Origin of the sequence: Synechococcus sp. MU1655 (assembly GCF_023630655.1) — a bacterium.
Classification (GTDB): domain Bacteria; phylum Cyanobacteriota; class Cyanobacteriia; order PCC-6307; family Cyanobiaceae; genus Synechococcus_C.
In genome coordinates, this window is sequence record NZ_JAKUHK010000025.1 from 1 (window position 1) to 13737 (window position 13737).

The following is a 13737-nucleotide window of genomic DNA, read 5'->3' on the forward strand; positions in this document are numbered from 1 at the left end:
GGTGATCCAGAGTTCAAGGGCCTGAGGGTCGAAGCGAATCCCTTCACTTGGACTGAAGTTGTGGGGAACCACCATCGCCACATGTTGGATCAGGCTTCCGCCTGATCGTTCCAGCACTAGGGGCAGCCAGGGGTAAACCGCATCTGCCCTGAGGGCCCAAAGACGGGGCTCTGGGCATTCGCTCAGCTCTCTGGGATCTTCGGCATCCCTTGGCCACTTGTACTGGAGCTCTAACCCTGCGCCATCGCTGAGTAGGTCTGTGAGCGGCCGCTCCATCCATGGGTTTATCGGCCTGAGATCAAGCGTCTGAATGGCAACGGCATCGATAACAACCGGTTCCGTCCGACTTTGGGCATCCATGATGGTGTGACAGGCCTTTGCGAATGATGGCTTGTAGAGGGGTTGAGGAGAAAGAATGGTGGAGCGTTATCAATCCGACATGGTCACTTCTATTACTCAAGCTGAAGTTTTGATCGCCTTAGTGGTGGCTGCCCATGCCGGTGTGTTGGCTATTCGCCTATGTGTGAGCTTGTATCGGGCGTAAACAGACGTATTGGTTGCGCGATGGGCTCTTGCAGTCTTTGTTCGCTGCGTTACAAGCGGATATGGCTAAGGCAGCTTCATCGCCAATACGACAACGATCGAGGTCATCTGATCGCTCCGCAAAGGCCCCGGTCGATGCAGTGACCCGTGCTGCCCTGATTCAAAATCAGGGTGACCGTAGAGATTTGCTCTGCAGCGGCCTGGCATTAGCCGTAAAGATTGGTTTGATCAGTCTTGGTGGGGTCAGTCTCGTTCGGCTTTCGATGGCTTACCAGGAGCGATTAGATCGCCATGGGGAGCTTGCCGCTGTTGTTGATGTAGAAACCAACAAGCTCCTGGGTCTACAGCAACGTTTTGATCGTTTGTTCACCCTCGGTGGAAGAGATCGCCTCATGGATGAACAGGATCAATGGATTGCTCCAAACCGTCTTCGCATTATCTGGCGCTGAATACCGGGCCTTTTCGATTCACCACCAACGACACTTCAAAGGTCAAACTGGAATGAGATGAAGGCATCTCAAATGGGAACTCCCGGCACCGTTCTCATTACCGGAACTACATCCGGTGTTGGCTTAAACGCCACCAAGGCGTTGGTTCGACAGGGGTGGACTGTGATTACGGCGAATCGGAATCCTCAGAGAGCTGCCGGAGCTGCCGATCAGCTGGAGATCCCCAGCCACCGCCTTCATCACATCCTGATGGATCTAGGCGATCTTGAGAGTGTCCGTCATGCGGTGGAGAGCCTTTCTGTCGGGGTTGATGCCTTGGTGTGTAATGCGGCGGTGTATGACCCGAAGTTGAAACAGCCCAAGCGCTCTCCCCAGGGCTACGAATTGTCGATGGCCACCAACCATTTGGGCCATTTTTTGTTGATTCAGTTGCTTCTTGATCGATTAAAAGCATCCAGCCATCCCTCAAAACGGATTGTCATCCTTGGCACTGTGACCGCTAACTCCAAGGAACTTGGCGGGAAAATTCCTATTCCCGCTCCTGCTGATCTTGGTGATCTTTCAGGTTTCGAAGCGGGTTTTAAAGATCCGATCACCATGGCGAGTGGTCAGACCTTTAAGCCAGGCAAGGCTTATAAAGACAGCAAGCTTTGCAACATGATCACCACCCAGGAACTGCATCGACGGATCTACCAGGACACAGGGATTAGCTGTACGTCTCTCTATCCAGGGTGTGTAGCTGACACCCCTTTGTTCCGAAACACCCCTAAGGCCTTTCAAGTGATTTTCCCTTGGTTCCAGAAAAAGATTACGGGCGGTTATGTCTCTCAGTCTCTTGCTGGTGAACGGGTTGCAATGGTGGTGGCGAATCCCGATTTCAACCAATCAGGTGTGCATTGGAGTTGGGGTAATCGTCAAAAGAAAGCTGGAAAACAATTCAGCCAAGAATTGTCCGATAAGGCGACAAATCCTGATGACGCCAAACGGGTCTGGGAGCTTTCGATGCAACTCGTGGGTCTCTGATCAGTCGAAACCCAGAAGGTCAAAGATCTCCCTGTCTTTCAGGGATACGGCTTCCAATGGTTCAACATTGTCGAGCATATTGCTGGCCAAACGGATGTATTCCTCTTGAACAGCTTTCACGCCATCTTCGTTCTCGTCCATCTCGAAAATGGTGCATTTCTTCAGGCGTGAACGGCGAATTGCATCGACATCTTGGAAATGAGCCATCGTGCGTAAGCCCGTACGCTCATTGAACTTATCGATTTGATCCGTGTTAACTGACCGATTGGCTACCACTCCTCCAAGGCGCACCTTGTAGTTTTTCGCCTTGGCTTGGATCGCTTGCACAATTCTGTTCATCGCGAAGATGGAATCAAAATCGTTGGCGGTCACGATCAGGCAATAGTTCGCGTGTTGAAGCGGTGCAGCGAAGCCACCGCAGACCACGTCGCCCAGCACGTCAAAGATCACCACATCTGTATCTTCCAGAAGATGATGTTCCTTAAGGAGCTTCACGGTTTGGCCGGTGACGTAGCCGCCGCAACCGGTTCCGGCAGGCGGTCCTCCGCTCTCGACACATTTCACGCCGTTGTATCCCGTGAACATGAAGTCCTCGGGGCGCAGCTCTTCGCTGTGAAAGTCCACCTCTTCGAGGATGTCAATCACCGTTGGCACCATTTTGTGGGTGAGGGTGAATGTGCTGTCGTGCTTGGGGTCACAGCCGATCTGGAGCACGCGTTTGCCTAGTTTTGAAAACGCGGCAGACAGGTTGGAGGAGGTGGTGGATTTGCCAATACCACCCTTGCCATAGACGGCAATGACAAGAGCTCCCTCTTCAATTTTTGTCCCTGGGTCCTGATGGACCTGAACACTGCCGTCACCATCCGCCGGACGGGTGAGAGTTGTGGTCATGCAGAGACCTGCTTCGTGGGTGTTGTTTTCATTTAACTTCAGCAAGCTTGAACAGTCAGCTTTCAATTCATGATCGAAACATCAGGAGTGATGGTGTTGAAAGACTGACGAGGATTGGGCGGATTGCCGTGAAAATAGTTGGAGTATTGAGTACAAAGACTCAGCCGATCATGCGTTGTTCCAGGTAATAAATTTGGGTCTGAACAATTGGGTTGGGTTGTTAGGCGCTGAAGTGGGCTTTCGCGTCGTAGAGCGTTTCGCTGTCGATTTGGTTGCGCCCAGTGGATTTTGCGAAGGCTTCTGTGTTTCGGCGTACTTTCCCCCGAACGAAGAAAGGGATCTTTTTCAGCTCCGCTTCTCCATCAGCAGTCCAGACCAGCTCGTCCGTGAGGGTGCTCACTGCTACCTCAGTGTCTGCAATTGCTCCAGAACCTCCAGAATGTCCGAGATGGCTTTGGTGGCCATCCACGAACTCAAAATCGTGACGGAACATGCCGATCAAGTGTTCCTCTAAGCCCATCATGAGCGGGTGCACCCAGCTGTCGAAGATCACGTTCGCTCCTTCCCAGCCCATTTGAGGACTGTTGCGTGCAGGCACGTCTTGGACATGCATCGGTGTGCTGATCACTGCACAGGGGAGCCCTAGTCGTTTGGCACTGTGTCGCTCCATTTGTGTGCCGAGCACCAGTTCAGGTGCGGCTGCGGCCATCGCCGCCTCCACCGCGAGGTAATCGTCACTGATGAGGGCCTCAATCCCCATCGCTTTCGCTGCTGCTCGCACGGGTCGAGCCATTTCTCTGCTGTAGGTGCCTAAGCCAACCACTTCAAAGCCCAGTTCCTCCTTGCAGATGCGCGCTGCTGCCAAGGCATGCGTTCCATCTCCAAAGATGAACACCCTTTTTCCTGTGAGGTAGGTGGAGTCCACCGATTCGGAGTACCAGGGCAGCCTTGACTGACGAATCCCCTCTTGAGGGGAAGGGGGTGTCATCCCCAGCAGATTGTGAACTTCAACGAGGAAATCATGGGTTGCACCAATTCCAATCGGCACGGTGGTGGTGAACGGGATGCCAAAACTGCGCTCGAGCCAAGCGCAGCTGGATTCGGCGATCTCTGGGTAGAGGCACACATTCAGATCGGCTTCAGGGAGTCGATGCACATCTGCCACCGTGGCTCCTAATGGAGCGACCACTCCGACATCGATGCCATGGAGATTCAGCAGCCTTTGCACTTCAAGCACATCGTCGCGACAGCGGAAGCCGAGCAACGACGGACCCAGCAGATTCACCCGGGGGCGACGTCCCTGCTGCTGCCAGGCCTTGGGGTCATGCTTCAGCTCAGAGGGAGCTTGATCTTTCAACAGAGACCGAACCAATTGATAGAGGGTTTCTGCTGCGCCCCAATTCTCTTTTTTGCTGTAAGCCGGTAGCTCTAGATTCACGATTGGCATGTTCAAGCCCATGCCAGCTGCTAAGGCTCCAGGTTGGTCCTGAATTAATTCCGCCGTACAGCTTTCACCAACCAAAAGGGCATCGGGTTGGAAACGATTCACAGCCTCTCTCACGTGGCGCTTCACCAGCTCGGCGGTGTCACCACCGAGATCTCTGGCTTGAAACGTGGTGTAGGTGACTGGTGGCCGTTGATCTCGACGCTCGATCATCGTGAACAACAGATCGGCGTAGGTATCGCCCTGGGGTGCGTGCAGCACGTAATGCACACCTTCCATGGATGCCGCAATGCGCATGGCACCAACGTGAGGTGGTCCTTCGTATGTCCAGAGAGTGAGTTGCATGGCTTTAGGCGTGAACGGGGTCAGAGTCGATGGGGGCGCTACTGGGCGGGTTCAGCGCTTGACGAATGAGTTCGCGTCGTCTCAGCGGGCGGGAGAAAAGTTCAGCCAACTCCCCGGCCTGATCGATGCCATGAATGGGACTAAAGACCAGTTCAATTGACCACTTGGTGGCGATTCCTTCCGCTTCGAGCGGATTGGCAAGACCCATCCCGCAGACCACAAGATCGGGTTGAGTGGCACGAACGCGATCCAGCTGCTTCTCCACATGTTGTCCCTCCATGACAGACGTGCCCTCAGGGAGAAGCGCAAGCTCTTCAGCCATTTGCTCGCGATTCAAGTAGGGAGTCCCTACTTCCACCAGTTCCATGCCGCATTCTCGTTGTAAGAAGCGGGCGAGCGGAAGTTCGAGTTGAGACTCCGGTAGGAGAAAAATTCGTTTGCCGTTCAGGATGTCTCGGTGTGGCGCCAGAGCGCTTTGAGCGCGAGCTACCAACGGATCCAGCACGGTGGCAACCTGATCAGCGTTGATTTGAAAGTCTTTTGCTGCGGCTTCCATCCAGCTGCGGCTTCCTTCAGCACCCAGGGGGAAGGGCGCTGTCAGGACGCGAGCACCCCGATCGCGAAGTAAGCGTGCTGTTGTCGTGAGGTACGGCTGCGTCAACAAGACCGTTGTTCCTGGGCCAATTCCTGGCAGTTCAGTGGACTTGCGTGGGGGCAAGCTGCAAACCGTGTCGATGCCAATCCGACCAAAGAGGTGAATGAGGCGATCCTCCACGGCATCGGCAAGAGTCCCGACCATCAACAGTTGACGTTGATCTGTGGAGGGCAGCAGGGGCACTAAGGCTGAAAGTGCCCCGTCTTCCCCTTGGGTAAACGTGGTTTCAATTCCACTCCCCGAATAATTCACGACCTGCACTCGGCCTCTCAATTCATCGTTGAGTCGTTCTGCGGCCCGCGCTAGATCCAGTTTGATCACCTCGCTGGGGCATGACCCCACCAAAAACAGGGTGCGGATCTCGGGCCTGCGTTCCAGAAGCTCACGAGCCACCCGGTCGAGTTCATCTTGAGCATCGGCAAGGCCAGCTAGGTCGCGTTCGCTCAGGATCGCTGTTCCAAAACGAGGCTCAGCAAAAATCATCACACCAGCAGCGCTTTGAATCAAATGGGCGCAGGTGCGTGAACCGACCACCAAGAAAAAAGCATCAGGCATCCTGCGGTGCAGCCAGACGATCGAGGTCAGACCACAGAACACTTCCCGTGGTCCTGATTCCTTGAGCAGATTCACGCTCATCGCATTTAAGGCACGTCCTATCAGTCACCATGACGTCAGAATCGCTTAGTGCTCAGACCTAACAAATATCTTCGGGATCGGGTCTTGATTTCCAGTTGGGCCAGATGCGCTGGAGATGACTAAATTTCAGCGCAAATGATGTCTTCGATCTGATGTTGTCTTTGCGAGCTTTCCCTGCTGCTTTGGCTCTTGGTTTGGCGTTAACGGCCTGTCAGTCAGTTGAGAAAAAAGCAGTCAAAGACGAAGCCAAAGTGGTTTCGGACTCTGGTCTCGTCTGCTCTGCAACAGCTGAGGTCGAAAAAGCATTGGACAAGGTTGAAGCTCTAACCCCTGCTTCAACAGTTGCAGACGCTGAGGTCGCTGGTGAGTCGCTTAAAAGAGCTCTCGCCACTCTCGATAAAGCTGAGATTGAACTTCAAACCTCAAAACTCAATGAATATCGCGACCAGGTTGCGATCTACGAAAAATTTGTGAGTCAGATCAAACAGAGCAAAACGATGACCCTCGAGGAAGCAGCTCAACAACTCAAAGCAAAAGCAGCTCCTGTCATTGCTGCTCGCGAGCAACTGGCCGAAACTACGGATTGCATCGAAGTTGAAGAGCTAACGGATTCAAACCATGAAAGCTCTCCGGATCAGTCGAAGGACGACACCGCCGGCAAGGCTGATTCCGAATAATTGCAATCAAAGACCCTGTTCAAAGGCGACGACGGAAACGATCGTCGCCGAATCCACCTGTTGACTGAGATGAATCCAAGCTGATCTGGGTCAGACGCCACACATTTCTGCTCAAACGGCTTGCCCTTAGCCCCCCTCGTTCAACTTGTTCGGAACTAGGGCGGACTCCTAGCAATTGGGTGACTTCTGCCGTACTTAATGGGGCTCCTGTCTTAATCGCTAGGTCTGTCAGTTCGAGTCTTTGGCGCAACTCAACAAGATTGGCAGCACCACCATCTTCAGCATCGCTCCAAATCCAACGACCGGGGCCCTCCTGATTGAGCTTTTGCATTAAGCCCATTCCGATCATCCTGAAGAGCTAACGGATTCAAACCATGAAAGCTCTCCGGATCAGTCGAAGGACGACACCGCCGGCAAGGCTGATTCCGAATAATTGCAATCAAAGACCCTGTTCAAAGGCGACGACGGAAACGATCGTCGCCGAATCCACCTGTTGACTGAGATGAATCCAAGCTGATCTGGGTCAGACGCCACACATTTCTGCTCAAACGGCTTGCCCTTAGCCCCCCTCGTTCAACTTGTTCGGAACTAGGGCGGACTCCTAGCAATTGGGTGACTTCTGCCGTACTTAATGGGGCTCCTGTCTTAATCGCTAGGTCTGTCAGTTCGAGTCTTTGGCGCAACTCAACAAGATTGGCAGCACCACCATCTTCAGCATCGCTCCAAATCCAACGACCGGGGCCCTCCTGATTGAGCTTTTGCATTAAGCCCATTCCGATCATCCCGAGCGCTTGCTCGGCGCTGAGCTCAGAACTCAAGGAGGTTGTTTCTGGGCTATGGGTTTGATTGGCTGCCATTCTGCGCTTCCGATTTGCGCGGACAGTATCGGTTCCGTTGGCTGATGCAAGTCGCGAGACGAATTTTGTGAGCAACCTTCCGGTAACATCTCCGCAATGAAACGCTTCGCCAGCTTCGATGCCCGGGAGCGGCGAGTAGGCGGAAGCGCTCTCGTCACCGGAACTGAGGTTCACACCTCGGCGAGCGGAGCGAGCTGTGTCGTCACGACCGATAGCGAATCCCCAAGGCTATTGAGACAAAATAGCCATGTGCAGTCCATTGAACTGCGCACTTATGTCTTTCTTGACTCTCTTCAACCCCAACTCGCTGCCTACATGGGCACCGTGAGTCAGGGCTTTTTGCCGATCCCAGGTGATGCCTGTCTTTGGATGGAAGTTTCACCAGGGATGGCGGTGCATCGAGTCACGGATATTGCTCTCAAGGCCAGCAATGTCCGTCTTGGCCAGATGGTTGTGGAGCGCGCCTTTGGCTCAATGGCGCTTTATCACCGGGACCAAAGCACGGTGATCCATTCCGGTGATGTGGTTCTAGAGGCGATTGGCAGTTCCGTTGACCGACGAACTCCTGCTGATGTCAGTTGGACAGAAGTCATTCGGGCTATTACTCCTGACCATGCCGTCCTTATCAATCGTCTGAACCGCAGAGGATCGATGATCGAAGCCGGCATGAGCATGTTCATTCTTGAAACAGAGCCTGCTGGCTACGTTCTGATTGCTGCGAATGAGGCTGAAAAGTCCTCGAACATCACGTTGGTGGATGTCAAAGCGGTTGGCGCGTTTGGACGTCTCACTCTTGCTGGGAGAGAAGGTGATGTTGAAGAGGCTGCGGCTGCGGCAATGCGGGCGATTGAATCGATCAATCGCAATTGTTCATCAAGGTGATGGGTTGATCCGGCTGATCCAAAATCAACAGCAACGTTTTGGTCAATGAATCCCTAATCGCTGACGTAAGCGAGGAGCCATGGCCCTGGCAGCTTTTCCGCGACTTCCAAGTCGGCTGAGTTGGGCTGTTGTCATTTCTCCATAGCTGCATCGGGTTTCGCGTAGCCAGAAGAGTGATTCCAAGCCACCACCTGGGTAGGCAGGTGATTTGAGGAGTTCACCCCAACAAATGCCTTCCGAGCTTTCAATCGACGTTCCATCTGGGGAGCAAAGCACCATCGCGCTGCGAAAGAGGGCACTGCGATAGGGCTGATTGGCCATGGATCGCAGCAATTTGGAGACTTTCTCGTCGTCTGTGGGAGCCAGGCGAGCTGTGTAGAGACCGGGAGCGCCATGGAGGGCGTCTACTTCGAGCCCAGAATCGTCAGCAAGAGTCCAAGTGCCAGTGAGCTGAGCGGCAGCAGAAGCCTTGAGGAGGGCGTTTTCCAGATAGGAGGTACCTGTTTCCTCAACCTCAAGATCGGGAGGTTGACGAACCACATTGAGTGGCAGAGGTCCAAGCATTGCCTCGATTTCAGCAACTTTGCGTGGATTGCCACTGGCAATCGTCAGTGTGAGCACTGAAAAAGATCGGAAGAGTCCCATTGTGTGGGTTAAGGGTAAAAAATATCGTTCAGATTCGAAAATGAAGCTCAGCTGGGGTTGAACATTCCACTCCGCTTACGCGGAAAACTTCGCTTCGTCGAGAAAGATATGGGGTTTGAAGACCCTTGGCCACCTCTTGTGTTGGTGTGCTCACGCGAACCCGCACAGGGCTTCAGATCAGTGCGGGCAAGGGTGATCAGTAGTGCTTATGAGGTTCAGCATGGACAATGATCTCGAAAAAGGCCCAAACAGCTTGACGAGTTGGCCTCCGACAGACCAATGTCATCGGCGAACATTCCACCCCCCCTTACTCGGTAGGCAATGGCTAACGAAACCATGGGTATCGCTCTCGGCATGATCGAGACACGCGGCCTGGTCCCAGCGATCGAAGCAGCTGATGCAATGACCAAGGCTGCTGAAGTGCGCCTGATTGGTCGTGAATTCGTCGGCGGTGGCTACGTCACAGTTTTGGTCCGTGGCGAAACAGGTGCTGTAAACGCTGCTGTGCGTGCAGGTGCAGACGCTTGCGAACGTGTCGGCGACGGCCTCGTCGCGGCGCACATCATTGCTCGCCCTCATCGCGAAGTTGAGCCAGCACTCGGCAACGGCAATTTCCTCGGACAAAAGGACTGAGATCAGCTGTTAACCCCCTGATGGGGTTGCGCCTCTCTTTTCCCTTACCGACTTAACGGAATTAATCCATGAGCAAGAAGTACGACGCTGGGGTCAAGGAGTACAGAGACACTTACTGGACTCCCGATTACGTTCCCCTAGACACCGACCTGCTGGCCTGCTTCAAGTGCACCGGCCAAGAAGGTGTCCCTAAAGAAGAAGTTGCAGCTGCTGTTGCCGCTGAATCTTCAACTGGTACCTGGTCCACTGTGTGGTCCGAGCTCCTCACCGACCTCGACTTCTACAAAGGCCGCTGCTATCGCATCGAAGACGTCCCTGGTGACAAGGAGTCGTTCTATGCCTTCATCGCTTACCCCCTCGACCTGTTCGAAGAGGGTTCAATCACCAACGTTCTGACCTCATTGGTCGGCAACGTGTTTGGCTTCAAAGCACTGCGTCATCTCCGTCTGGAAGACATTCGCTTCCCGATCGCCTTCATTAAGTGCTGCGCTGGTCCACCAAACGGCATCGCCGTTGAGCGCGACCGGATGAACAAATATGGCCGCCCTCTTCTGGGTTGCACCATTAAGCCAAAGCTTGGCTTAAGCGGTAAGAACTATGGCCGTGTTGTCTATGAATGCCTCCGTGGCGGTCTGGACTTCACCAAAGACGACGAGAACATCAATTCCCAGCCGTTCCAGCGTTGGCAGAACCGCTTCGAATTTGTTGCAGAAGCCATCAAGCTGGCCGAACAGGAAACGGGAGAGCGAAAGGGTCACTACCTCAACGTGACCGCGAATACTCCTGAAGAGATGTATGAGCGTGCTGAGTTCGCCAAGGAACTCAATCAGCCGATCATCATGCACGACTTCATCACCGGTGGCTTTACAGCTAACACTGGTTTGTCGAAGTGGTGCCGCAAGAACGGCATGTTGCTGCACATTCACCGTGCGATGCACGCTGTGATTGACCGTCATCCCAAGCACGGTATTCACTTCCGCGTCCTCGCCAAGTGTCTGCGTTTGTCAGGTGGTGACCAACTCCACACCGGCACCGTGGTCGGCAAGCTGGAAGGTGATCGTCAGACCACCCTCGGCTATATCGACCAACTCCGCGAATCCTTCGTTCCTGAAGATCGCAGCCGCGGCAACTTCTTCGATCAGGACTGGGGTTCCATGCCTGGTGTGTTTGCCGTTGCTTCCGGCGGTATCCACGTGTGGCACATGCCCGCGCTGGTTGCCATCTTCGGAGATGACTCCGTTCTCCAGTTCGGTGGTGGTACCCACGGTCACCCCTGGGGTTCCGCAGCTGGTGCTGCTGCCAACCGTGTGGCCCTCGAGGCCTGCGTCAAGGCACGCAACGCCGGTCGTGAAATCGAGAAGGAAAGCCGCGACATCCTTATGGAAGCCGGTAAGCACAGCCCTGAGCTGGCGATCGCTCTCGAGACCTGGAAGGAGATCAAGTTCGAATTCGACACCGTCGACAAACTCGACGTTCAGTGATCGGTGACAGGGGTGAATTTTTTCACCCCTCTCCCGAACTTCGATATAAATCCGGCTCGAGGACTTTGGTCCAGCCAAAACATTTTTTTAAAGCGTGATCCCCATGCCTTTTCAGAGCACCGTGGGTGACTACCAAACAGTCGCCACCCTGGAGACATTCGGCTTTCTTCCGCCGATGACCCAGGACGAGATCTATGACCAGATCGCTTACATCATTGCCCAAGGTTGGAGCCCGCTCATTGAGCACGTCCATCCTTCCAATTCCATGGCCTCTTACTGGTCCTATTGGAAGCTCCCGTTTTTCGGTGAGAAGGATTTGAATGTTGTAGTGAGTGAACTCGAGGCCTGCCATCGCGCATACCCCGACCACCACGTGCGCATGGTCGGCTACGACGCATATACCCAAGGCCAAGGTGCCTGTTTCGTGGTTTTCGAAGGACGCTGATCCTTCGTCTTCACGATTTCGAGCCCTGAGTTGATCAGGGCTCAACTTTTCCTGTAGGGACTCGTTCCCTTCAATTCACGAAGACATTCTCGGGCGGACATGGCAAGACTTTCTAGTCGCGAACTAGCACTCGAACGCCGTAAGGCTCTCACTACTGCTGGCAAAAAGGCATCCGTTGTTGTTTCAGCAGGTGCGAATCGCGTTCGGTCGGCCGACGATGCCCGCAAAACGCGCACCAACGCAGATCCAATTGCGGTAGCCCCTTCACACGCCGCACCCCCTGTCGCTACTGAGCGACCAAGAAATCAATCGCTGTCAACTTCATCAGGTGCCCATCGCTCTCGGGTGAAACCCGTCAGTCAACCGAGTCGTGAGCTTGTGCTCGCGCGCCGAGAAGCCTTGTCACGTCGTGGTAAATCAGCAGATACAACCAAAGACAGAAACCGGGCTGAGGTCGCTCGTCAAACAGCGACAACAACAACCACTACAGCCCCTGCGGCCGGCAAGAAAGAGTGTGGTTGTGGCGGCAATGGCGCTGTTCAAACACCAACTCGTTTGACTCGTCAGGCTGTCTCTGTGGATCTTTCGACTAAAAATTCCTCCCGTCGCAGCCAAGCTCCAAAGCGTCGTGCCATCGAAAATCCAAGTAGAGCACTTGTTTTAGCCCGTCGTGAAGCGATGTCTAAACACGGGAAAACAGCAGGAAAACAACCCACAAGCGCCGCTGCAGTGGCTCGTCAGGCGAATCCTGACCTCACCAGCCGTGAGCTGGCTCAGCAAGTACGTGAGCTTCGTGCGAAATCAGGAGCTCGTAGCAAGCAAAGCGCTGGAGTCACGCGTCCAACAGGCCCGAATCGGAACGGATCCAAGCTAGCCGCTGCCGCCGATGCGCACTGGAAGGTGGGTGAGTCGGAGACCACCGGTGGCCAAACTGTGACTGGCACTCAAGCCAATCGCTCCGTTAAGACGACAGGCAACGAAGCCAGCACTTGTCGTTCCATCACTGGTACTGAGTATCTCGGTGCAGAGGTCTTTCAGACCTTCTGTCAGAGCGCTCCGACTCCAACCACACCTGCCAAGGTTCGTGTATCTGCTACTTCCCATGGCAATCGCGTCACAGGCAACGAAGTTGGTCGCTCTGAGAAAGTCACTGGAGACGAGCCCGGCACCTGCAAAAGCGTGACAGGTACGGAATATATTTCGGCCAACCAAAGCGCCGCCTATTGCGGTGGAACGACCCCTTCTCCTCGCAAAGTTGGCCACAGCCTGACTCAGCAAGGCCGACCTGTAAGTGGAGTGATGGTGGGGCGATCCTCGAGCGTGACTGGTGATGAAGCTGGTGCGAACCGCTCTTTGACCGGTGATCAATATTTAGGGTCAGACCCCCTTCCCGAAGGACGTCCGGCTGCCAAGGTTGGTCTGTCTGAAACCCTATCTGGCACAGGTGTTACAGGCACGATGGTAGGCCGCTCCTCAAGTGTCACCGGTGATGAATTCGGATCCTGTCATCGCGTGACTGGTGATCAGTACATCAGTTCTGAACAGGTCAACTCTTTTTGTGGAGCCAAGCCCGATCCTGAAGCCGCCAAAGTTGGATTCAGTATCACCAATCGCAACCAAGTGGTGAGCGGCACGCGCACCGGTCGCTCTGAAAACGTCACGGGTGATGAACCGGGAAGTTGTAAGGCTGTCACGGGAACCCCTTACGCAGGTCTTGAGCAAGCTGGTCAATATTGCGGTAACTCCGCTGTTCAAGCCATTCGCGAGCGGACGCCGGTCCGTCCTGGCACGCCTGCCGCTCCAATGACTGGACTTCAACCAGGTATTGGTGGCGTCATGACTGGTGCCGAACGTGGTGCCTGTGAAGCGGTGACTGGAACTCCATATATTGGTGCTGATCAACTTTCAGTGGCATGTGGTGAAGCAGCACCAGCGGGAACCGAGACCCATGGTCAATCTGCTGAAGGATCAAGTTGGACTCGATTCAGTGTGGTTTCTCCTGCCCGTGCCGCTCAGCAACAACGGGAATCCAGCAAAGGGGTCACCGGCACCTCTTACGAAGACAGCAGCCGCATAACCGGCCCTTTTGATTTGGCCGGTGGCAAAATCACCGGCACTGAGCAATTCCGAT

The 13737-nt window shown here is 54.4% G+C and carries 16 protein-coding genes; 9 read left to right on the top strand and 7 right to left on the bottom strand.

Going from position 1 to position 13737, the window contains the following annotated elements:
- Nucleotides 1-360: CRR6 family NdhI maturation factor (locus NCN04_RS02355; RefSeq protein ID WP_250395066.1), on the bottom strand; the 360-nt coding region annotated here is incomplete at its 3' end.
- A 79-nt stretch (nucleotides 361-439) separates the two neighbouring features.
- Here NCN04_RS02355 and psaM point away from each other — a divergent pair.
- From psaM to NCN04_RS02370, 3 genes are all read left to right on the top strand, one after another.
- Entirely contained in the window at nucleotides 440-544 is a 105-nt protein-coding gene (gene psaM, locus NCN04_RS02360; RefSeq protein WP_048348251.1) for a photosystem I reaction center subunit XII, read from the top strand.
- Nucleotides 545-683: 139 nt separating this feature from the next.
- The gene (locus NCN04_RS02365; protein ID WP_350223224.1) at nucleotides 684-992 is read left to right on the top strand and encodes a hypothetical protein; all 309 of its coding nucleotides are present in this window, start codon (nucleotides 684-686) and stop codon (nucleotides 990-992) included.
- 72 nt (nucleotides 993-1064) lie between these two features.
- Nucleotides 1065-2015 carry a protochlorophyllide reductase gene (locus NCN04_RS02370; protein WP_250395074.1) on the top strand — a complete coding sequence of 317 codons (951 nt, stop codon included), beginning with the start codon at nucleotides 1065-1067 and terminating at the stop codon, nucleotides 2013-2015.
- Here the strand turns inward: NCN04_RS02370 and bchL are convergent, their stop codons facing one another.
- From bchL to NCN04_RS02385, 3 genes are all read right to left on the bottom strand, one after another.
- A complete protein-coding gene (gene bchL, locus NCN04_RS02375) occupies nucleotides 2016-2906 on the bottom strand; it encodes a ferredoxin:protochlorophyllide reductase (ATP-dependent) iron-sulfur ATP-binding protein (RefSeq protein WP_048348249.1) in 891 nt (296 codons plus the stop codon).
- A gap of 220 nt (nucleotides 2907-3126) precedes the next feature.
- Entirely contained in the window at nucleotides 3127-4695 is a 1569-nt protein-coding gene (locus NCN04_RS02380; protein WP_250395068.1) for a ferredoxin:protochlorophyllide reductase (ATP-dependent) subunit B, read from the bottom strand.
- A gap of 4 nt (nucleotides 4696-4699) precedes the next feature.
- Nucleotides 4700-5986, bottom strand: a complete 1287-nt coding sequence (locus NCN04_RS02385) for a ferredoxin:protochlorophyllide reductase (ATP-dependent) subunit N (RefSeq protein WP_250395069.1) — start codon at nucleotides 5984-5986, stop codon at nucleotides 4700-4702.
- Nucleotides 5987-6138: 152 nt separating this feature from the next.
- On the opposite strand from NCN04_RS02385, the gene NCN04_RS02390 reads away from it, so the two are divergent.
- Nucleotides 6139-6663, top strand: a complete 525-nt coding sequence (locus NCN04_RS02390) for a hypothetical protein (RefSeq protein WP_250395070.1) — start codon at nucleotides 6139-6141, stop codon at nucleotides 6661-6663.
- Between the two features lie 19 nt (nucleotides 6664-6682).
- On the opposite strand, the gene NCN04_RS02395 is transcribed toward NCN04_RS02390, so the two are convergent.
- Together NCN04_RS02395 and NCN04_RS02400 are read right to left on the bottom strand one after the other, a co-directional pair.
- Nucleotides 6683-6994, bottom strand: coding sequence for a DUF8679 domain-containing protein (locus tag NCN04_RS02395; protein WP_502988739.1), 312 nt, complete (start codon nucleotides 6992-6994; stop codon nucleotides 6683-6685).
- Nucleotides 6995-7115: 121 nt separating this feature from the next.
- Entirely contained in the window at nucleotides 7116-7520 is a 405-nt protein-coding gene (locus tag NCN04_RS02400; RefSeq protein ID WP_048348248.1) for a DUF8679 domain-containing protein, read from the bottom strand.
- Between the two features lie 96 nt (nucleotides 7521-7616).
- On the opposite strand from NCN04_RS02400, the gene NCN04_RS02405 reads away from it, so the two are divergent.
- Nucleotides 7617-8402, top strand: coding sequence for a BMC domain-containing protein (locus tag NCN04_RS02405; protein WP_048346891.1), 786 nt, complete (start codon nucleotides 7617-7619; stop codon nucleotides 8400-8402).
- A 42-nt stretch (nucleotides 8403-8444) separates the two neighbouring features.
- Here the strand turns inward: NCN04_RS02405 and NCN04_RS02410 are convergent, their stop codons facing one another.
- Complete coding sequence (locus tag NCN04_RS02410; RefSeq protein ID WP_250395072.1) at nucleotides 8445-9047, bottom strand: non-canonical purine NTP pyrophosphatase; 603 nt, start codon at nucleotides 9045-9047, stop codon at nucleotides 8445-8447.
- A gap of 321 nt (nucleotides 9048-9368) precedes the next feature.
- On the opposite strand from NCN04_RS02410, the gene csoS1 reads away from it, so the two are divergent.
- From csoS1 to csoS2, 4 genes are all read left to right on the top strand, one after another.
- Nucleotides 9369-9680: an alpha-carboxysome major shell protein CsoS1 gene (gene csoS1, locus NCN04_RS02415; RefSeq protein WP_006169870.1), complete on the top strand. Its 312-nt coding sequence runs from the start codon at nucleotides 9369-9371 to the stop codon at nucleotides 9678-9680.
- 68 nt (nucleotides 9681-9748) lie between these two features.
- Nucleotides 9749-11161: a form I ribulose bisphosphate carboxylase large subunit gene (locus NCN04_RS02420; RefSeq protein WP_011619883.1), complete on the top strand. Its 1413-nt coding sequence runs from the start codon at nucleotides 9749-9751 to the stop codon at nucleotides 11159-11161.
- A 103-nt stretch (nucleotides 11162-11264) separates the two neighbouring features.
- Nucleotides 11265-11606 carry a ribulose bisphosphate carboxylase small subunit gene (locus NCN04_RS02425; protein ID WP_011619882.1) on the top strand — a complete coding sequence of 114 codons (342 nt, stop codon included), beginning with the start codon at nucleotides 11265-11267 and terminating at the stop codon, nucleotides 11604-11606.
- Between the two features lie 99 nt (nucleotides 11607-11705).
- Nucleotides 11706-13737, top strand: a 2032-nt coding sequence (csoS2, locus tag NCN04_RS02430) for an alpha-carboxysome scaffolding protein CsoS2 (RefSeq protein WP_250395073.1), incomplete at its 3' end; no start/stop codon positions are given.